Raw genomic sequence first — 20114 nt, 5'->3', positions numbered from 1 at the left:
ATGAACGCACTCGACATGCCCCAACTGCTCGCACTGGCCGCCGCCATCGGCTGGGCGAGCGGCGTGCGGCTCTACCTCGTCGTGCTGCTGACCGGACTTGTCGGCTACTTCGGCTGGGTGCCATTGCCGAGCGGGCTGCAGTTGCTGGCGCACCCGGTGGTCATCGCGGCCAGTGGCTTCATGGTGTTCGTCGAATTCTTCGCCGACAAGATCCCCGGCCTCGATTCGCTGTGGGACGTGGTGCACACCGCCATCCGCATCCCGGCCGGCGCGGCGCTCGCGGCCAGCGTGTTCGGCGCCGACCATGGCGTGATGGCCATCGTCGCCGCGCTGCTGGGCGGCAGCTTCGCGGCCACGGCGCACGCGGCCAAGGCGACGACGCGCGCGGCCATCAACACCTCGCCCGAGCCGTTCTCGAACGTGGGTGCTTCGCTGGTCGAAGACACGATGGTGCCGGCGGGGCTGTGGCTCGCGGTGGCGCATCCGCTGGTCTTTCTGGTGCTGTTCGTCTTCGTGCTGGTGCTCAGCGTGTGGCTGATCCGCAAGAGCTGGCGTTTTCTCAAGGCGCTGTTCACCCGCGTGGCCCGCATCTTCAGCGGCCGACCCGATCCGGGCGTCGTGCCCGCGTTTCAACTGAAAAAGAATCCTCCGGGAGACACTCCGAATGTTTAAGAAGATCCTCATTGCCAACCGTGGCGAGATCGCCTGCCGTGTCGCTGCAACGGCCCGCCGCATGGCCATTCGCACGGTCGCCGTGTACTCCGATGCCGACGCGCATGCCAACCACGTGCGCGCCTGCGACGAGTCGGTGCATCTCGGCGGCAGTGCCCCGAAGGACAGCTACCTGCGCTGGGAAAAGATCCTCGAAGCCGCCAAGGCCACGGGCGCCGAGGCCGTGCATCCGGGCTACGGCTTCCTGAGCGAGAACGAAGAGTTCGCGCAGGCCTGCACCGACGCCGGCCTGGTCTTCATCGGCCCGCCGCCTTCGGCCATCAAGGCGATGGGGCTGAAGGCCGAGTCGAAGCAGCTGATGGAAAAGGCCGGCGTGCCGCTGGTGCCCGGCTACCACGGCCACGACCAGAACCCGCAGCTGCTGCAGCGCGAGGCCGACCGCATCGGCTACCCGGTGCTCATCAAGGCCAGCGCGGGCGGCGGCGGCAAGGGCATGCGTGCGGTCGACAAGGCGGAAGACTTCGCCGCCGCGCTCGCCTCGTGCCAGCGCGAAGCCATCAACAGCTTCGGCGACGACGCGGTGCTGATCGAGAAGTACGTGCAGCGCCCGCGCCACATCGAGATCCAGGTCTTCGGCGACACGCACGGCAATTACGTGTACCTGTTCGAGCGCGACTGCTCGGTGCAGCGCCGCCACCAGAAGGTGCTCGAAGAAGCGCCCGCGCCGGGCATGACCGAGGCGATGCGCAAGCAGATGGGTGAGGCCGCCGTCGCTGCGGCGCGCGCCGTGAACTACATCGGTGCCGGCACGGTCGAGTTCATCGTCGAGCAGCGCGAAGGCGGCGAGATGAACTTCTTTTTCATGGAGATGAACACGCGGCTGCAGGTCGAGCATCCCGTCACTGAAGCGATCACCGGCCAGGACCTCGTCGAATGGCAGCTGCGCGTGGCCTCGGGCGAGACGCTGCCCGCGAAGCAGGCGGAGCTGCAGATCCACGGCCACGCCATCGAGGCGCGCATCTGCGCCGAGAACCCCGACAACAACTTCCTGCCCGCCACCGGCACGCTGCGCGTGTACCGCAAGCCGCAGGCGACCGCCTTCCAGCGCAGCCGCGTGCGCATCGACGACGGCGTGCGCGAGGGCGGCGAGATATCGCCTTTCTACGACTCGATGATCGCCAAGCTCATCGTGCACGGCAGCACGCGCGAAGAGGCGCTGGCCCGGCTCGACGCCGCGCTGGCGCAGGTGCAGATCGTGGGCGTGTCGACCAACGTGCAGTTCCTGCGCGGCATCCTGGCGACCGAATCGTTCTCGAAGGCGAACCTCGACACCGCGCTGATCGAGCGCGAGCGCACCGTGCTGTTCGACCGCGAGCCGCTGGGCCTGCCGCTGGCCGCAGCCGCCGCGATCACGCGCACGCTGATCACCGAGTGGCCCGCGAAGATGCCCGATCCTTTTGCGCGGCGCGACGGCTGGCGCTCGCTGGGCGAGTACCGGCGCCACTTCGACTTCGAGTTCCGCGGTGCCGAACAGACGGCGCTGCTGACCTACAAGCGCGACGGCGGCCTGTGGCTCGAAGCCGGCGGCGCCGAAGGCCCGCTGGTCATCGGCCAGTTCCCCAGCGGTGAATTCGAGGTCGAATTCGGCGGCACGCGCCAGACGCTCGACGTGCACGTCGACGGCGCCACCGCCCACGTCTTCGCCTCGAAGGGCGCGACGAAGATCACCGCCATCGACCGCCTCGCGCACGCGGGCGACACCCATGCCGAAGGCGGCCGGCTCACGGCACCGATGCCCGGCAAGGTCGTGTCCTTTGCCGTCAAGGCCGGCGACAAGGTCAGCCGCGGCCAGCCGCTCGCGGTAATGGAGGCCATGAAGATGGAGCACACCATCGCGGCACCGGCCGACGGCACGGTGGATGAACTGATGTTCGCGCCAGGCGAGCAGGTGGCCGAAGGCGAGGAATTGTTGCGAATGAGTGCCGCCGCAGCCTGAAAAATAGTTAACCCCCTTTCGGGCGCCCGCCCGTATCAGCCGCGGTAGTCATCACTCAAGGGATATCCCATGACCTATCGCACGCTGTCCGGCGCGCCTCGTTTGCTGTCTGCCCGCCACCGCTCGGGCATCGTCTTGCTGGCCCTGGCGGCCGCCTTGTCGCTCGCCGGCTGCAACCGCACCCACGACGAGGCGGCCACGCTCGCCGAGCCGGCTCCGCCGCCCGCGCCGATGCAGGCCGTAGCCAGCTATGCCGGCGGCATGGCCAGGAAGGAGCAGCGCATGCGGGCGGCCGAAACGGCTTCCGCGGATCAGGCCCAGGGCGGTCAGGACACCCCGCTGCAGCGCTTCCTGGCCGTGCGGCAAGACCTGAACGTCGAGGTGCCGTCCGAGCAGCTGGCCGATGCCTGGGGCAAGGTGCGCGACCTCTGCGGCTCGCTGAAGTGCGAGCTGCTGTCGTCCTCCCTGCTGCGCGAGACGCCGCAGCAGCCCGGCAACGCCATGCTCGAGATGCGCGTGGAGCCCGCCGACGTCGACAAGCTGCTCGGTGGCTTGGCCGGCGTGGCGAACGTGGTCTCGCACACCACCACCAGCGAGGACAAGACCGCCGAGGTGATCGACGTCGAAGCCCGCATCAGGAACCGTACCGAGTTCCGCGACAGCCTGCGCGTCATGCTGCGCGACACCGTCACCAAGCGCACCATGGCCGACCTGCTGGCGATCCAGCGCACGCTGTCGGACACGCAGGCCGAGCTCGACGCCATTGCCACGCAGCGCAAGGTGCTGGCGCAGCAGACCAGCAAGCAGCACATCCAGATCCAGTTCACGCCCAGGCGCGCACTGGTGAGCGGCGGCGACGGCTACAGCCCGATGGGGAGGGCGCTGCGCAACGCGGGCGCGGTGCTGGCGGAGAGCGTCGGCTCGCTGATCACCTTCATCGCGGCGGTGTTGCCCTGGCTGGTGCTGGTGGTGCTGCCGATGGGATGGCTGGTGCGGGTGCTGTGGCGCCGTCGCCGCATCAAGGCGGGTTGACCCCCGGGGTCAGCCCACCACCACGTCGCTGACGTCGTCCCTGATCTCCTTCGCGGGCGGCCCGAACGCCGCGCCAGCGCCTTCACTAAGATTCGTCCCCATGCGAATCACCGTCTACCTCACCGACAACCGCCCCGACCCCTGGATCGAGGGCCTCAAGGCCGAATTACCCGATGCCGTCATCGAGGCCTGGAAGCCCGGCGCACCGCAGGCCGACCATGCCGTGGTGTGGGCGCCACCGCAGGAGTTTCTCGACGAGCAGCCGAAGCTGCGCGGCATCTTCAACATCGGCGCGGGCGTCGATGCGCTGCTCAAGCTGAAGGTGCCGGCGCACACGCGCATCGTGCGGCTCGACGACGCGGGCATGTCGGTGCAGATGGCGGAGTACGTCTGCCACACGCTCATTCGCCACTTCCGCGAGTTCGACGCCTACGAAGCCGATGCGAAGCAGGGCAAGTGGAGCTACCGCAAGCCGAAGCTGCGGCGCGACTTCCCGGTCGGGATCATGGGTCTGGGCGTGCTCGGCGAGCGCGTGGCCAAGGCGGTCGCGCAGTTCGAGTTTCCGGTGCTGGGCTGGAGCCGTTCGCCGAAGGAGATCGACGGCGTGCGCGTGTTCAGCGGCGAGGCGCAGTTCGACGAGTTCCTGTCGTCCACGCGCGTGCTCGTGAACCTGCTGCCGCTGACGGAGGCGACGCGCGGCATCCTCAACCGCAGCACGCTGGGCAAGCTGAAGCCCGAGGGCTACCTGATCAGCATCGCGCGCGGCGCGCACCTCGTGGAAGGCGACCTGATCCCGATGCTCGACGCCGGCCAGCTCGCGGGCGCGACGCTCGACGTGTTCCAGGTCGAGCCGCTGCCGGTCGACCACGCCTTCTGGCGGCATCCCAAGATCACCGTGACGCCGCACGGCTCGGCGCGCACGCTGCGCGAGGAGTCCATTGCGCAGATCGCCGGGAAGATCCGGGCGATGGAGCAGGGCTTGCCGATCGCCGGCGTGGTCGATCCGGCGCGCGGGTACTGACGCCGGCGTCACCTTTTGCGAGCCCGCCGTGGCGCAAGGCGGGCAGGGGAAACCCCGAAGCGCCGATTTTTCATAAGCATGAAAATATTTTCATGACTGTGAAAACTGCATTCCGCGTGATCGAGATCGTCGAGCTCTTCGCTCGCGAGAAGCAGCCGCTGGCGCTGTCCGAGATGGCGCGCCTGCTCGACATGCCGGTGTCGAGCTGCCTGGGCCTGATCCGCACGCTCGAAGAGCAGGGCTACATGTACGAGACCGGCCGCCGCCAGGGCTACTACCCGACGGGCCGGCTGCTCGCGATGGCGCAGGTCATCGCCGCCCACGACCCGGTGCTCGACCGGGTGAAGGCCACGCTCGAGGAGTTGCGCGATGCTGCGCGCGAAACCGTGGTGTTCGCCAAGTTCCGCGATGCGGGCCTGGTGGTGTACCTGGAAGTGCTGAGCGCGCCGCAAAGCATCCGCTACACGGCCGAGTCGGGCGAGACGCGCCCGGCATACGCCAATTCGCTGGGCCGTGCGTTGCTCTCCACGCTCGCGCCCGAAGCGCGCCGCAAGCTGCTCGACGGCATGGTGCTCGCGCCGCTGACCGACGCCACGCTCACCACCGCCGATGCCATCGAAGCCGAACTGCAACGCTCCGCCGCGCGCGGCTGGTACGGCAACCTCGGCGAAAGCATTCCCGACCTGATCGGCCTCGCCTGGCCGCTGCACATCGGCGGCGAGGCCTATGCGATCTCGGTCGCCGGTCCGCGCTACCGCATGGAGGCGCGCATCGAGGAGATCGCGGCGATGCTGCGCTCGGCCTGCCTCGCCATCGAACCCAAGACCGAAAGCACCCGATGACCGCAAGCACCCCCCGCTACTTCGTCCGCGAGGATGAGATCGCCGGCTACCACCCGGCCAACCACACCGGCACGCTCAACAAGCGCCTGATCGGCCCCGAGACCGTGGGCGCGAAGCAGCTCGAAGTGCTGGTCGGCCACATCCAGAAGGGCAAGGGCGCGCTGCCGCACGCGCACCCGGGCATCGAGCAGGTCTGCTACATGCTCGAAGGCCGTGCAGTCGCCGAGGTGGGCGGCCAGCGGCAGGAGCTGCACCCTGGCGACAGCTGCTTTTTCCCGGCCGACGCGATGCACACCTTCACGGTGGTGAGCGACGAGCCGGTGCGCGTGCTGGTGATCTACAGCCCGCCGTACGAGGAATTGCCGGAGCGCGTGATCCGGCCCTGAAGCGACAACAACCCGGAGACAAACCACATGCAGACGACGAAGAACGCGACTGAAGAAAAAACAGTCGCGGTGGCGAACCGCCGCCGTTTCATTTCCATCGGTGCCGCCACGGGCCTCGCCAGCGCCGTGCCCTGGGCCTTCGCGCAGGACGGCTACCCGAAGCAGCCGATACGCATCGTCGTGCCCTTCGCGGCCGGCAGCGGCACCGACGCTGTGGCACGCATCACCGCGCAGATGCTCGGCGAGGCGCTCAGGGGCTCGGTCATCGTCGACAACAAGGCCGGTGCCAACGGCGTGATCGGCGCGGAGGCCGTGGCCAAGGCACCGCCCGACGGCTACACGCTGTTCATGACGACCAACACCACGCACTCGGCCAACCCGAGCCTGATGAAGTCGCTGCCCTACGACCCGGTGAAAGATTTCGCGCCCGTGAGCCGCATGGGCAACCTGCCGTTCATGCTCGTGGTGAACAACGACCTGCCCGTGAAGAGCGTGGCCGAGCTGCTGGCCTGGGGCCGCGCGCATCCAGGCAAGCTGACCTATGCGAGCGGCAACAGCACGGGCATCGTGAGCGGCGCCACGCTGTCGCGCATGAGCGGCGTGCCGATGCTGCACGTGCCCTACAAGAGCACGCCGCCGGCCATTGCCGACCTGATCGGCGGGCAGGTGTCGATGATGGTGGTCGACCTGGCCGCGGGCCTTGCGACGGTGAGGGCCGGCAAGATGCGCGCGATTGCGGTCACGACGCAGGAGCGCACCAAGCTCTTCCCCGAGCTGCCGCCGCTGGCCGATACGCCCGAGCTGAAGGGCTTCGACATCACCTCGTGGAATGGCGTGTTCGCGCCGGCCGGCACGCCGCGCGACATCGTGCTGAAGCTCAACAAGGCGCTGTCGGAGATGGCGAACGGCGCGGCCTTCCGCGAGCGCGTGAGCAAGCTGGGCTTCGATGCATTCGGCAGCACGCCCGAGGAGCTGGGGGCGTTCACGGTGTCGGAGCTGGCGAAGTGGAGGAAGCTGATCCAGGCTGCGGGGATTCAGCCCGAATGAACCCGCTTTCGAGTTTGTATTTCTCCCTCCCCTCCCGGGGGAGGGCAGGGGTGGGGGCAAGCGGCGTACCCATGGGGCGCTCTGCCTGCCCCCATCCCAGCCTTCCCCCAGCGGGGGAAGGAGCGAAGACATGAACACCTCAGGACCTCTCCAAGGCATCCGCATCCTCGACCTCACGGCCGTGGTGATGGGCCCCTACGCCACGCAGACGCTCGGCGACCTCGGTGCCGACGTCATCAAGGTCGAGCCGCCCGGCGGCGACAACCTGCGCGCTGTCGGCCCGATGCGCCACCCCGGCATGGGCGCGATGGCGCTGCACCTGAACCGCAACAAGCGTTCGATCGTGCTCGACCTCAAGCAGCCCGAAGGGCGCGAGGCCTGCCTGAAGCTCGCGGCCGGCTGCGATGCATTGATCTACAACACGCGGCCGCAGGCGATGGCGAGGCTCGGGCTCGGCTATGACGCCGTGGCCGAGGCCAATCCGAAGATCGTCTACCTCGGCGCGTTCGGCTATGGCGAGCAGGGGCCCTACGCCGGCAGGCCCGCCTACGACGACCTGATCCAGGGCGCGGCAGGCGTGGCCTCGCTGTTCGCGCAGCAAAGCGGTGGCGAACCGCGCTATGCACCCGTCACGCTCGCCGATCGCGCCGTCGGCCTGCAGGCCGCCATCGCGCTGCTCGCTGCCGTGCTGCACGCGCAACGCACGGGCAAGGGCCAGGCGGTCGAGGTGCCGATGTTCGAGGCGCTTTCGCAGTTCGTCATGGGCGACCACCTCGGCGGCCGCAGCTTCGAGCCGCCGCTCGGCCCCACTGGCTACGCGCGCCTGCTCGCGCCGCATCGCAAGCCCTATGCAACATCGGACGGCTACCTCAGCGTGCTCATCTACAACGACAAGCACTGGCAGGCCTTCTTCGACCTGATCGGCCGGCCCGAGCTGCACAGCTCGCCGATGTTCGGCACGCACACCGCGCGCGCCGCGAACATCGGCGCGGTGTACGCCTTCGTCGCCGAAGCGATGGCCACGCGCACCAGCGACGAATGGTTCGCAGCGCTCGATGCCGCCGACATCCCCGTCGCGCGCCTTCACAGCACCGAGAGCCTGCTCGACGACCCGCACCTGCGCGCCGTCGATTTCTACCCCGAGCTCGACCACCCGACCGAGGGCCGCATCCGCACCCTCGCGCCGGTCGGCCGATACGGCGCCACGCCCACCGCCATCCGCCGGCCCGCGCCGCGCATCGGCGAGCAGAGCGTGGAGCTGCTGCGCGAAGCGGGATATGGCGACGAAGCCATTGCCCGCATGCTCGAACGCGGCGTCACGCTGCAACCCGACCCACCGACGGACACCGAAGAATGAACTTCTCCCTGAACGAAGACCAGCGCTCGCTGGTCGCGGCCATCGAACGCCTCTGCGAAGACTTCCCCGCCGACTACTGGCGCGACCACGACGATCGCGCCGTGTTCCCGCACGAATTCCACCGCGCCGTTGCAGAGAGCGGCTGGCTCGGCATCGCGATGCCCGAGGCGCAGGGCGGCGCGGGGCTCGGCATCACCGAGGCGGCGCTGATGATGCGTGCCATCAGCGCGTCGGGTGCGGGCATGTCGGGTGCGTCGTCGGTGCACATGAACATCTTCGGGCTCAACCCGGTGGTGGTGTTCGGCAGCGAGGCGCAGCGCCAGCGCTTCCTGCCGCCACTGATCGCGGGCGCCGAGAAAGCCTGCTTCGCCGTGACCGAGCCCGACGCGGGGCTCGACACCACCAGCCTCAAGACGCAGGCGGTGCGCCAGCCCGGCGGCAGCTACCTGCTGCACGGCCGCAAGATCTGGATCTCGACCGCGCAGGTCGCCGACCGCATGCTCATCCTCACGCGCACCACGCCGATCGACCAGGTGAAGAAGCCCACGCAAGGCCTCACGCTGTTCTACACGGCGCTGGACCGCAGCAAGGTCGAGGTGCGCGAGATCCACAAGCTCGGCCGCGCGGCAGTGGACTCGAACATGCTCTTCATCGACGGGCTCGAAGTGCCGGAGGAAGACCGCATCGGCGAGGAAGGGCGCGGCTTCGAGTACATCCTGCACGGGCTCAACCCCGAGCGCATATTGATCGCTGCGGAAGCCATCGGCATCGGCCGCGCGGCGTTGCGCATCGCCTCGCAGTACGCGCAGGAGCGCATCGTGTTCGGCCGGCCCATTGGGCAGAACCAGGGCGTGGCGCATCCGCTGGCGCGGGCCTGGGCCAACCTCGAGGCGGCCGACCTGATGATGCTCAAGGCCGCCACGCTGTACGACGCGGGCGAGCCCTGCGGCATCGAGGCCAATGCCGCCAAGTACCTCGCGGCCGAGGCGGCGCACGATGCCTGCCAGAACGCGATCCTCACGCTGGGCGGCATGGGCTATGCGAAGGAATACCATGTGGAGCGCCTGCTGCGCGAGAGCTACATTCCGCGCATCGCACCGGTGAGCCCGCAGATGATCCTGAACTTCATCGCGGAGAAGGCACTGGGGCTGCCCAAGTCGTACTGATCGCAATGCCATGAACAACGACGCCATCGTCACCCGCCACCTCGTCATCCGCGGCCTCGTGCAGGGCGTGGGCTATCGCTGGTCGATGGTGCAGGCTGCGCAGCGGCTCGGCGTGCACGGCTGGGTGCGCAACCGCCGCGACGGCAGCTTGGAAGCGCTGGCGATCGGCGAGGCTGGCGCGGTCGAGGCGCTGGTCCGTTGGGCGCAGCAGGGGCCGGACGGCGCGCGCGTGGATGCGGTCGATGTGGACGAGCGCCTCGACGCCGTTGCAGCGGGCGGCATGCCCGGCGGTTTCGAGCAAAGGGGAACCGTCTAGCGCCCGCTTCGGTCTGCGTCCGAGCCCGGGCGCCGTGCGGTTGGCACCATTTGCAACCCCGCAGGCGCGCATTGCTACCTTCCGCGGCCTGTGTGCCCGGCAGGGCATTTCCATGTGTCGGACAATGGCCGACGGTCTTTCATCCTCCCGCGACACAAGAGACATGCCATGAAACTCCCCACCCGCGTCAAGCTCGTCGACGTCGGCCCGCGCGACGGCCTGCAGAACGAAAAGCAGCCCGTCTCGGCCGAAGTCAAGATCGGCCTCGTGCACCGCCTGCAGGACGCGGGCCTGAAGGAGATCGAGGTCACCAGCTTCGTCTCGCCCAAGTGGGTGCCGCAGATGGCCGACAACGCCGAGGTGATGCATGGCATCCAGCGCAAGCCCGGCGTGCGCTACTCGGTGCTCACGCCCAACATGAAGGGCTTCGAGGCCGCCATCGCGGCGCCGCGCGAGGAATGGCCCGACGAGATCGTGGTGTTCGGCGCCGCGAGCGAGGCCTTCAGCCAGAAGAACATCAACTGCTCGATTGCCGAGAGCATCGAGCGCTTCGCCCCCGTGGTGGCCGCGGCGCTGGAGAAGGGCATCCACGTGCGCGGCGCGATGTCGTGCACCGTGGGCTGCCCGTATGAAGGCGAGATCGCGCCGGCCAAGGTCGGCTACCTCGCGCAGCTGATGAAGGGCATTGGCGTGCAGCGCGTGGACGTGGCCGACACCATCGGCGTGGGCACGCCGCGCAAGGTGCAAGGGGCGATGGAGGCCACGCTGGCGCACTTCGATGTGGACGCCATTTCCGGCCACTTTCACGACACCTACGGGCAGGCGCTGGTCAACACGCTGGCGGCGCTCGAGCTGGGCGTGTGGAACTTCCAGTCGTCCTCGGCCGGCCTCGGCGGCTGCCCCTACGCGAAGGGCGCAACGGGCAACGTGGCGACCGAGGACGTGGTCTACATGCTGCACGGCATGGGCATCGAGACCGGCATCGACCTCGACAAGCTGATCGACGCGGGCGTCTACATCAGCGAGGCGCTGGGGCGCGAACCGAACTCGCGCGCTTCGAAGGCGATCCGCACCAAGCGCGCCGACTGAGCGGTTTCGTCTTCTTCAGTGCCCGAAGGCGCGCAGCCCGAGCAGTACGATCACCGCCGCGGCCAGCAGCACCGTCGTGCATTGCCAGAACAGCACCGGCCGGCGCTCGATCAGTGCGGGTGAGCGCGCGCGAAGAAACTCCGGCCCCGGCGCCCTGAGGTCGTGCGCGAATTCGGACACCGCCTCCTGCCGCTTCGCCGCCTGCGGGTGCAGTGCCTTCTGCAGCACGGCATCGACCCACGCGGGCAGGTCGGGACGGAAATGCCGCACCGGCACATAGCGCAGCCGGCCGACATCGGCGGGTGAGCGGATGCGCGACGCCTGCAGCCCGTAAGGCAGCTGGCCGGCGAGCATCTGGTAGGCGATCACCGCCAGCGAGAACAGGTCGGAGCGGGCCGTGCCGCCATGGCCGATGAAGTATTCCGGCGCGGTGTATTGCAGCGTGCCTTCGATGGCGAGCGCCCGGCGCTCGCCGCTGCCGTCGGACAGGCCTGCGACGTGGGTGGCGGCGAGGTCGATGATCTTCACGGTGCCCGTGCGGTCGATCATCACGTTCTCGGGGCGCATGTCCTGGTGCAGCATTTCCTTGCCGTGCAGCGCCTGCAGGCCCCGCGCCAGCTGCTCGACGATGCCGCGCACGCTGTCCAGCGCGGGCCGGGGGTGGTCGACCATCCACTGCGCCAGCGTCTGGCCGTCCACGTACTCCATGGCCACGTACAGGTGGCCGCGCGTGCGCTCGACGGCGCTGGCCTTGAGCACGTGCGGGCTGTCGATGCGCCGCGCCACCCATTCCTCGAGCACGAAGCGGTCGAGGTAGTCGGGGTCGCCGCGCAGGTCGATTGACGGGAGCTTCAGCACCGCCGGCTGGCCGGTGGCCTCGTCGGTGGCCAGGTACACGTGGCTGCGCGCGCTCATGTGGATCTCGCGCACGAGCGTGAAGCCCTCGAAGCGGTCCCTCGGCGCGAGGGCCGGCGGCAGCGCCAGGCCTTCGCGCTGCAGCTGCGCATGCGGCGCGTCGGCTTCGGGAAGCTCGTCGATGCGCAGCAGCTGGACCGTGCTGTCGTCGTCGCTGCCCTTGGCCTGCGCGGCTTGCGCCAGCAGGCGGGCCGCCGCGTCGAAATCGTCCCCGCAGCGGCCGAGCACGTCGTTCACCGTGCCGATGTCGAGATGCGCGTACGCGCCATCGGTGGCCAGCAGGTAGACCTCGCCCGCCTCCGCCTGCCAGCAGCGGTAGTCGATCTCCACATTGGCGCCCGCGCCCAGCGCGCGGCCCAGGTACGACTCGGCCGACGACACGTTGACGCGGTGGTCTTCCGTAAGCTGTTCCAGTGCGCCGGCGTGCAGCCGGTAGATGCGCGCATCGCCGACGTGCAGCAGGTGCGCGTCGCGGCCCTTGAGGATCAACGCGCTGAAGGTGCAGACGTAGCCGCTGTCCTTGTCGAAGCGCGCGTCGCTGCGCATCGTCTGCGCATGCAGCCACGAGTTGGTGGCGTCCAGCACCCTCTGCGCGGAGCGGCGCACCGACCACGCGTCGGAGGTTGCGTAGTAGTCGTCGAGAAAACCCCGCACGGCCGCCGCGCTCGCCACCTGGCTCACGCGGCTGGAGCCGATGCCGTCGGCGAGCGCCACCGCGATGCCCTTGGAGGCGCGCAGCGCTCCCTCGGGCAGCATGGCGCCGTGGAAGTCCTGGTTGACCGGCGATTTGCGCCCTGCCAGCGAATGCTGGCCAAGCGTCACGCGCAATGCCTTGCGCGGCATCCAGGCCGGCTCAGCTGGCGGCGCGCTTGGGCGCCGTCTTGTAGTGCGTGGAGTAGAGCGTCAGCCCGACGAAGGTCAGGCCGCCGACGAGGTTGCCCAGCACCGTGGGCAGCTCGTTCCAGATCAGGTAGTCCATGATCGTGAACTTGCCGCCCAGCATCAGGCCGGTGGGGAACAGGAACATGTTGACGATCGAGTGTTCGAAGCCCATGTAGAAGAAGACCATGACCGGCATCCACATGCCGATCGCCTTGCCCGACACGGTGGTCGACATCATGGCCGCCACCACGCCGGTCGACACCATCCAGTTGCACATCACGGCGCGGATGAACAGCGTGAGCATGCCCGCGGCGCCATGCGCGGAGTAGCCGATGGTGCGACCTTCGCCGATGTGGCCGAGCTTCTCGCCGATGGCGTTGGGCGCCTCGCTGAAGCCGAAGGTGAAGATGACGGCCATGAACACCGCGACCGTCATCGCGCCCGCGAAGTTGCCGGTGAACACCAGTCCCCAGTTGCGCATGACGCCGCCCCAGGTGGCGCCGGGACGCTTGTCGAACACGGCCAGCGGTGCCAGCGTGAACACGCCGGTCAGCAGGTCGAAGCCCAGCAGGTACAGCATGATGAAGCCCACCGGGAACAGCATCGCGCCAACGAGCGCATTGCCGGTGTTCACGGTGATGCTCACGGCAAAGGCCGCCGCCAGCGCGAGGATCGCGCCCGCCATGTACGAGCGGATGAGCGTGTCGCGCGTGGACATCAGCAGCTTGGATTCACCGGCGTCGACCATCTTGGTGACGAACTCGGCGGGGGCTAGATAGGCCATTCTGGTTCCTTGGAAGCGATAAAGACGAAACTGAAAAAAGGGAGACTGGGACCTCAAGCCAGCGCGACGAGCACGCGGCCTTCCTGCACGCGCACGGCATGCGCGCGCACCGAGTGCTCGGGCGCTTCCAGGCATTCGCCGCTGCGCAGGTCGAAGTGGTTCTTGTAGCGCGGCGAAGCCACGACGATGCGCTCGCCCAGGCTGCCGACCAGCCCGCGCGACAGCACGCTGGCCCCCGCCTTCGGGTCGACGTTGTCGATGGCGAACAGCGCCTGCTCATGGCCCACGCTGAAGATCGCGACATGCACGCCGTCGACCAGCGCGCACACGCCGGTGTCGGGCAGGATGTCGGTGGCCGCGCACACCGGGGTCCACTGGAGGTTGTCTTGGGTCATGGGATTTCCTTGGATGTTCTTCAGGCCATCGAGACGTCGGAGGCGGCTTCGCCGCGCTCTTCCGCGCGGGCGGGGCGGATCTGGCCGCGCTCCTGCACGAACACGATGTGCTCGTCCGGCTTCTCGCTGTTGACGAAGGAGCGGAAGCGCTGGCGCGTGACCGGGTCGTTCACCGCGGTCTTCCATTCGCACTGGTAGGTGTCGACGACGCGCTGCATCTGCGTTTCCAGCTCGTCGCCCAGGCCCAGCGTGTCCTGCAGCAGCACGCCCTTGAGGTAGTCGAGGCCGCCCTCGAGGTTCTCGCGCCACGTGCTGGTGCGCTGCAGGCGGTCGGCCGTGCGCACGTAGAACATCAGGAAGCGGTCGATCAGCCGGATCAGCTCGGCCTTGGTGAGGTCGCTCGCGAGCAGTTCGGCATGGCGCGGCTTCATGCCGCCGTTGCCGCACACGTAGAGGTTCCAGCCCTTGTCGGTGGCGATGATGCCGACGTCCTTGCCTTGCGCTTCCGCGCATTCGCGGGTGCAGCCCGACACGCCGAACTTGATCTTGTGCGGCGCGCGCAGGCCCTTGTAGCGGTTCTCCAGTTCCACGGCCAGGCCCACGCTGTCGTCCACGCCGTAGCGGCACCAGGTGGAGCCGACGCAGCTCTTCACCGTGCGCAGCGACTTGCCGTAGGCATGGCCCGACTCGAAGCCGGCCGCGATCAGTTCTTCCCAGATCGCGGGCAGCTGCTCGACGCGCGCACCGAACATGTCCACGCGCGCACCGCCGGTGATCTTGGTGTACAGGCCGTATTTCTTCGCCACCTGCCCCACCGCGATCAGCCCGTCGGGCGTGACCTCGCCGCCCGGCATGCGCGGCACCACCGAGTAGGTGCCGTCCTTCTGGATGTTGCCGAGGAAGTAGTCGTTGCTGTCCTGCAGGCTGGCCAGGTCCTTCTTCAGCACGAACTCGTTCCAGCAGGACGCGAAGATGCTCGCGGCCGTCGGCTTGCAGATGTCGCAGCCCAGGCCCTTGCCGTGCTTTGCCAGCAGGTCGGCGAAGCTGCGGATCTCGCCCACGCGAATCAGGTGGTACAGCTCCTGGCGCGAGTAGGGGAAGTGCTCGCACAGGTGGTTGTTGACCGCCATGCCGCGCTTGGACATCTCCATCTTCATCACCTGCGTGACCAGCGGCACGCAGCCGCCGCAGGTGGCGCCGGCCTTGGTGCAGGCCTTCAGCTCGGCGACGGTGCACGCGCCCTCGCCCACGGCCTCGCAGATCCGGCCCTTGGTGACGCTGTTGCACGAGCAGATCTGCGCGCTGTCGGGCAGCGCATCGACGCCCAGGCCCGGCTTGGCCTTGCCGTCGCTCGACGGCAGGATCAGGAACTCGGGGTCGGCAGGCAGCGCGATGCCGTTGAGCGCCATCTGCAGCAGCGTGCCGTACTCGGTGGCGTCGCCGACCAGCACCGCGCCCAGCAGCTGCTTGCCGTCCTCGCTGACGACGATCTTCTTGTAGATCTGCTTGCGCTCGTCGACGTACTGGTAGGCGCGCGACTTCGGCGTCTTGCCGTGCGCGTCGCCGATGCTCGCCACGTCCACGCCCATCAGCTTGAGCTTGGTGCTCATGTCGGCGCCGGTGAAGGCGGCGTCGTCCTGGCCGGCGATGTGTTTGGCGGCCACGCGGGCCATGTCGTAGCCCGGCGCGACGAGGCCGAAGGTCTGCTCGTTCCACGACGCGCATTCGCCGATCGCGTAGATGTTGCGGTCGCTGGTGCGGCAGTGGCTGTCCACCGCCACGCCGCCGCGCGGGCCGACGGCCAGCACGCTCTGGCGCGCCAGTTCGTCGCGCGGACGGATGCCGGCGGAGAACACGATCATGTCGGTTTCCAGGTGCGTGCCGTCGGCGAACACCATGCGGTGGCGGGCGGTCGCACCGTCGGTGATCTCCACCGTGTTGCGGCCGGTGTGCACGTGCAGGCCCATCGCCTCGATGCTGTTGCGCAGGGCGCGGCCGCCGCCTTCGTCGACCTGCACGGCCATCAGGCGCGGCGCGAACTCCACCACGTGGGTTTCGAGGCCCATGTCGCGCAGCGCCTTGGCGCATTCCAGGCCCAGCAGGCCGCCGCCGACGACCACGCCGCTCTTCGAGCGGGCGCCGCAGGCCTTCATGGCCTCGAGGTCCTCGATGGTGCGGTAGACGAAGCAGTTCGGGCGGTCGCGGCCCGGCACGGCGGGCACGAAGGGGAAGGAGCCCGTCGCAAGCACCAGCTTGTCGTAGTGCACCACTTCGCCGTCGGCCGTGGTGACGGTGTTGTTGCGCCGCTCGATGGCCACCGCCCGCGCGGCCAGGCGCAGCGTGAAGCCGCTGCGCTCGAAGAAGCCCGGCTCGACGAGCGACAGGTCTTCCGCCGTCTTGCCGGCGAAGAACTCGGAGAGGTGAACCCGGTCGTACGCCGGGCGGGGCTCCTCGCAAAGCACGGTGACTTGTGCGTTCGCGACGCCGAGCTCGTGGAGCTGCTCGAGGAACTTGTGGCCGACCATGCCGTGGCCGATGACTGCGATCTTCATTGGGGGTCCTGCACGCAGCCGGCCCTGGAAGCTGCGGCCCGCCGGTCACTGTCTGGGCAGACAGCGGCAGTGGGCCTCCGCGACGGAACGGATGCGAAATTGGGTTGGAGCAGACGAGCTCGCGGCTTGCCGGCCGCCAGCTCGCTTGAACCCCGCCGTCGTTAGCGGAGGCACTGTGAACCGGGGGATGAGCAATATCCATGCCGGATCAAAAAAGCGCCGCGGCCACCCTGGCCGGCCGGTTGCGCACCGAAACCGCCCCGGGCCCGGCGCCGGACGCACGGGCGTCGTGCGCCGTGGCGTCGCGAGGCTCTCCGCATTGGTGCGCCCGGGCGGCGGCGCAGGCTTTTCCGTATGCTCTGGGACCTCGATGAACCCTGAACCTGCTGAACCTGCCATGTGCGGCTCCGAACTCCATTCCCTTCCCGACGGTGTCCAGCGCGTCTCGCGCGTACTCCAGGACGCCGGCCATCCCCATTCGCCGCGCATGCTCGACGACGCCTGCCGCACCGCGCAGCAGGCGGCCGACGCCCTCGGCATCTCGGTCGGCCAGATCGCCAAGAGCATCATCTTCCGACGCAAGAGCGACGAGGCGGCGGTGCTGGTCATCACCTCGGGCGACAAGCGCGTCGACGAGAAGAAGGTCGATGCGCTGGTCGGCAAGACCGGCCGCGCCGACGCCGACTTCGTGAAGGCGCGCACCGGCTTCACCATCGGCGGCGTCTCGCCGGTCGGGCACGTGACCAAGCCCGTGGTGCTGATCGACCGCGAACTGTTCCGCTTCGAGGAGATCTGGGCGGCCGCGGGCCATCCGCATGCGGTGTTCCAGCTGCGCCCGCACGATCTCGAGAAGCTCACCGGCGCGCCGGTGGCGGACGTGGTGTGAACTTCGACGAGGCCGAGACCTTGGCCGAGCGCGCCGTGGCCGTGCAGGCCATGGCCGAAGACGTGCCCTCGCCGTGCTCCTCCGTGTGCCGAATGGACCGCCTCAGCGGCTTCTGCGAAGGGTGTTTGCGCACCATCCCCGAGATCGCCGGCTGGAGCCGGATGGAAGACGAAACGCGGCGCCACGTGTGGCGCGCGATAGAGTTGCGTGCGCGGGCCGGCATCTGGCGCGCTCCCGGAGACAACACCGCATGAAGCACATCGACTTCTATCTCGACTTCATCTCGCCCTACGCGCACCTCGCGTTCGAGCACCTGCCGGAGGCGCTCGAAGGCCTGAGCTGCAGCGTGGCCTACAAGCCCGTGCTGCTGGGGGCGCTGCTCAAGCAGCACGGCCAGCTCGGGCCGGCGGAGATTCCGTCGAAGCGCAGCTGGACCTACCGCCACGTGCTCTGGCTGGGCCACACGAACGGCATCGAGATCGAGATGCCCGCCTCGCACCCTTACAACCCGCTGCCTCACCTGCGGCTGGCGGTGTCGACGAGCGACGACGGCAGCATCAGCCGCCTCGTGGCGGAGACCATCTTCCGCCATGTGTGGCGCGGCGGCGAAGACGCGGGCGACGCCGCGCGCCTTGCCGCGCTCGCCGCGCAGCTGGCGCCGAAGCGCGACGCGAACAGCGACGAGAGCAAGGCCCTGCTCAAGCGCAACACCGACGAGGCCCTGCAGCTCGGCGTGTTCGGCACGCCCGCCTATGTGGTCGACGGCCGCCTGTTCTGGGGCTTCGACGGCCTGCAGATGCTGCGCGCCTACCTGTCGGGCGATGCGTGGTTCGACGGCCCGCAATGGACGTCGGCGGACCAGCGCCCGTCCCTGCTGCGCAGCAGCAAAAACTGAGCGACCCCCGGATTTCTTACAACCTGAAACGCGCCCCACGGGTTTCACCTTAAACCGTAAGCGCCGGTTCAGTTTCGCGCAAGGCTCGGGTCAGTCGCGCCTCCAAGAATGCCTCACGGTCCCGAAACTGTCGGGCGCCGCATGAACGCACACACACAGGAGACGACGCAATGGCAGCCACACTAGATTCACGGGGAGTGCCGCATCCGGCCCCCCGGCCCATGTCCTCGGAGGAGAAGAAGGTCATCTTCGCCTCCTCGCTCGGCACCGTGTTCGAGTGGTACGACTTCTATCTCTACGGTTCGCTCGCCGCGATCATCGCGAAGCAGTTCTTCAGCGGCCTCGATGCGGGCGCGGCCTTCATCTTCGCGCTGCTGGCGTTCGCCGCGGGCTTCCTGGTGCGTCCGTTCGGCGCCATCGTGTTCGGCCGCCTGGGCGACATGATCGGGCGCAAGTACACCTTCCTGGTGACGATCCTGATCATGGGCCTGTCGACCTTCATCGTCGGCCTGCTGCCCAGCTACGCGACCATCGGCGTCGCTGCGCCGGTGATCCTGATCGCGCTGCGCATGCTGCAGGGCCTCGCGCTCGGCGGCGAGTACGGCGGTGCCGCCACCTACGTGGCCGAGCACTCGCCGCACGGCAAGCGCGGCGCCTACACCTCGTGGATCCAGACCACCGCCACGCTCGGCCTGTTCCTGAGCCTGCTGGTGATCCTGGGCGTTCGCGAAGGCATGGGCGAAGCGGTGTTCAACGACTGGGGCTGGCGCATTCCGTTCCTGGTGTCGATCCTGCTGCTCGGCGTGTCGGTGTGGATCCGCCTGTCGCTGTCCGAGTCGCCGGCCTTCCAGAAGATGAAGGCCGAGGGCAAGACCTCGAAGGCGCCGCTGTCCGAATCCTTCGGCCAGTGGAAGAACCTCAAGATCGTGATCCTGGCGCTGGTCGGCCTCACGGCAGGCCAGGCGGTGGTCTGGTATTCGGGCCAGTTCTATGCGCTGTTCTTCCTGACGGCGCAGCTCAAGGTCGATGCGACCACGGCCAACCTGATGATCGCCGCCGCGTTGCTGATCGGCACGCCGTTCTTCGTGGTCTTCGGAACGCTGTCCGACAAGATCGGCCGCAAGCCGATCATCATGGCCGGCTGCCTGTTGGCCGTGGTCACCTACTTCCCGGTCTTCAAGATGCTGACCGAAGCCGCCAACCCCGACCTGGCCCGTGCACAGGCCACGGCCGGCGTCACGGTGACGGCCGACCCGGCGACCTGCTCGTTCCAGGGCAACCCGGTGGCCCGCGAGATCGACTTCAGGAGCTCGTGCGACATCGCCAAGCGCTACCTGGTGCAGAACTCGGTGAGCTATGAGAACGTGGCCGGCGCGCCGGGTTCGAAGGCCGTCGTGAAGATCGGCGACAAGTCGGTCGAGGCGCCCGTCGGCAACGTCGTGAACTCCAAGTTCGACGAGGGCTCCGCCAAGGAAATCGCCGCCTTCAAGAAGAGCGTGGCCGAAGACCTGAAGGTCGCGGGCTACCCGGCCAAGGCCGACCCCGCGAAGATGAACAAGGTGCTGACAGTGCTGCTGCTGTTCTGGCTGGTGCTGTTGGTGACCATGGTCTACGGCCCGATCGCCGCGATGCTGGTGGAACTCTTCCCCACGCGCATCCGCTATACCTCGATGAGCCTGCCGTACCACATCGGCAACGGCTGGTTCGGCGGCCTGCTGCCGACCACCGCTTTCGCCATCGTGGCCTCCACCGGCAACATGTACAACGGCCTCTGGTATCCGATCATCATCGCCGGCGTCACGCTGGTGGTGGGCACGCTCTTCATTCGCGAAACGAAGAACGTGGACATCTACGCCAACGACTGATCGCTGCTCGCGCAGA

Annotated in this window: 19 protein-coding genes; 15 read left to right on the top strand and 4 right to left on the bottom strand. The window is 68.3% G+C overall.

Annotated features, from left to right (window positions below):
- The 11 genes from ACEOAB_RS26130 (at window position 1) to ACEOAB_RS26080 (ending at window position 10924) form a co-directional block, all read left to right on the top strand.
- Window positions 1-672, top strand: coding sequence for a DUF4126 domain-containing protein (locus ACEOAB_RS26130; protein ID WP_056595695.1), 672 nt, complete (start codon window positions 1-3; stop codon window positions 670-672).
- Entirely contained in the window at window positions 665-2668 is a 2004-nt protein-coding gene (locus tag ACEOAB_RS26125) for an acetyl/propionyl/methylcrotonyl-CoA carboxylase subunit alpha (protein WP_413749694.1), read from the top strand. Before ACEOAB_RS26130 ends, ACEOAB_RS26125 begins: the two co-directional genes overlap by 8 nt.
- A gap of 69 nt (window positions 2669-2737) precedes the next feature.
- Window positions 2738-3700, top strand: coding sequence for a DUF4349 domain-containing protein (locus ACEOAB_RS26120; protein WP_413749695.1), 963 nt, complete (start codon window positions 2738-2740; stop codon window positions 3698-3700).
- A gap of 100 nt (window positions 3701-3800) precedes the next feature.
- Window positions 3801-4721 carry a 2-hydroxyacid dehydrogenase gene (locus ACEOAB_RS26115; protein ID WP_056595689.1) on the top strand — a complete coding sequence of 307 codons (921 nt, stop codon included), beginning with the start codon at window positions 3801-3803 and terminating at the stop codon, window positions 4719-4721.
- A 92-nt stretch (window positions 4722-4813) separates the two neighbouring features.
- Window positions 4814-5563 carry an IclR family transcriptional regulator gene (locus ACEOAB_RS26110; protein WP_413749696.1) on the top strand — a complete coding sequence of 250 codons (750 nt, stop codon included), beginning with the start codon at window positions 4814-4816 and terminating at the stop codon, window positions 5561-5563.
- The gene (locus tag ACEOAB_RS26105) at window positions 5560-5949 is read left to right on the top strand and encodes a cupin domain-containing protein (RefSeq protein WP_130428240.1); all 390 of its coding nucleotides are present in this window, start codon (window positions 5560-5562) and stop codon (window positions 5947-5949) included. The genes ACEOAB_RS26110 and ACEOAB_RS26105 overlap by 4 nt, the downstream gene beginning before the upstream one ends.
- 27 nt (window positions 5950-5976) lie before the next feature.
- Window positions 5977-6996: a Bug family tripartite tricarboxylate transporter substrate binding protein gene (locus tag ACEOAB_RS26100; RefSeq protein WP_413749697.1), complete on the top strand. Its 1020-nt coding sequence runs from the start codon at window positions 5977-5979 to the stop codon at window positions 6994-6996.
- A gap of 130 nt (window positions 6997-7126) precedes the next feature.
- Window positions 7127-8353, top strand: a complete 1227-nt coding sequence (locus ACEOAB_RS26095; RefSeq protein ID WP_413749698.1) for a CaiB/BaiF CoA transferase family protein — start codon at window positions 7127-7129, stop codon at window positions 8351-8353.
- Window positions 8350-9519 carry an acyl-CoA dehydrogenase family protein gene (locus tag ACEOAB_RS26090; protein ID WP_413749699.1) on the top strand — a complete coding sequence of 390 codons (1170 nt, stop codon included), beginning with the start codon at window positions 8350-8352 and terminating at the stop codon, window positions 9517-9519. The genes ACEOAB_RS26095 and ACEOAB_RS26090 overlap by 4 nt, the downstream gene beginning before the upstream one ends.
- A 10-nt stretch (window positions 9520-9529) precedes the next feature.
- Window positions 9530-9835 carry an acylphosphatase gene (locus ACEOAB_RS26085; protein ID WP_495653196.1) on the top strand — a complete coding sequence of 102 codons (306 nt, stop codon included), beginning with the start codon at window positions 9530-9532 and terminating at the stop codon, window positions 9833-9835.
- Window positions 9836-10003: 168 nt separating this feature from the next.
- Window positions 10004-10924 (top strand): hydroxymethylglutaryl-CoA lyase, encoded by a 921-nt coding sequence (locus tag ACEOAB_RS26080; protein ID WP_056595665.1) that lies wholly within the window; start codon window positions 10004-10006, stop codon window positions 10922-10924.
- A gap of 15 nt (window positions 10925-10939) precedes the next feature.
- On the opposite strand, the gene ACEOAB_RS26075 is transcribed toward ACEOAB_RS26080, so the two are convergent.
- From ACEOAB_RS26075 to nirB, 4 genes are read right to left on the bottom strand one after another with little or no spacing between them, the layout of a single operon-like run.
- Complete coding sequence (locus ACEOAB_RS26075) at window positions 10940-12682, bottom strand: bifunctional protein-serine/threonine kinase/phosphatase (protein ID WP_413749019.1); 1743 nt, start codon at window positions 12680-12682, stop codon at window positions 10940-10942.
- 10 nt (window positions 12683-12692) lie between these two features.
- Window positions 12693-13505: a formate/nitrite transporter family protein gene (locus tag ACEOAB_RS26070; RefSeq protein WP_413749020.1), complete on the bottom strand. Its 813-nt coding sequence runs from the start codon at window positions 13503-13505 to the stop codon at window positions 12693-12695.
- A gap of 53 nt (window positions 13506-13558) precedes the next feature.
- Entirely contained in the window at window positions 13559-13900 is a 342-nt protein-coding gene (nirD, locus tag ACEOAB_RS26065; RefSeq protein ID WP_495653195.1) for a nitrite reductase small subunit NirD, read from the bottom strand.
- Between the two features lie 20 nt (window positions 13901-13920).
- Complete coding sequence (nirB, locus tag ACEOAB_RS26060) at window positions 13921-16452, bottom strand: nitrite reductase large subunit NirB (protein ID WP_413749021.1); 2532 nt, start codon at window positions 16450-16452, stop codon at window positions 13921-13923.
- 397 nt (window positions 16453-16849) lie between these two features.
- Here nirB and ACEOAB_RS26055 point away from each other — a divergent pair, with 397 nt between their 5' ends.
- The 4 genes from ACEOAB_RS26055 to ACEOAB_RS26040 all read left to right on the top strand — a co-directional run bounded on the left by ACEOAB_RS26055 (window position 16850) and on the right by ACEOAB_RS26040 (window position 20098).
- On the top strand, window positions 16850-17338 hold the full coding sequence (locus ACEOAB_RS26055; RefSeq protein ID WP_056515999.1) for a YbaK/EbsC family protein: 489 nt from the start codon (window positions 16850-16852) through the stop codon (window positions 17336-17338).
- Window positions 17335-17592 carry a DUF1289 domain-containing protein gene (locus tag ACEOAB_RS26050; protein ID WP_413749022.1) on the top strand — a complete coding sequence of 86 codons (258 nt, stop codon included), beginning with the start codon at window positions 17335-17337 and terminating at the stop codon, window positions 17590-17592. Before ACEOAB_RS26055 ends, ACEOAB_RS26050 begins: the two co-directional genes overlap by 4 nt.
- The gene (locus ACEOAB_RS26045; RefSeq protein ID WP_413749023.1) at window positions 17589-18233 is read left to right on the top strand and encodes a 2-hydroxychromene-2-carboxylate isomerase; all 645 of its coding nucleotides are present in this window, start codon (window positions 17589-17591) and stop codon (window positions 18231-18233) included. The genes ACEOAB_RS26050 and ACEOAB_RS26045 overlap by 4 nt, the downstream gene beginning before the upstream one ends.
- 170 nt (window positions 18234-18403) lie before the next feature.
- Window positions 18404-20098, top strand: coding sequence for an MFS transporter (locus ACEOAB_RS26040; RefSeq protein ID WP_007827871.1), 1695 nt, complete (start codon window positions 18404-18406; stop codon window positions 20096-20098).
- Window positions 20099-20114: the final 16 nt, after the last annotated feature.

The sequence above is a fragment of the Variovorax sp. Varisp53 genome, from assembly GCF_059491555.1.
The sequence above is the reverse complement of the archived record's forward strand: the minus strand, read 5'-3'. Positions and strand labels throughout refer to the sequence as shown.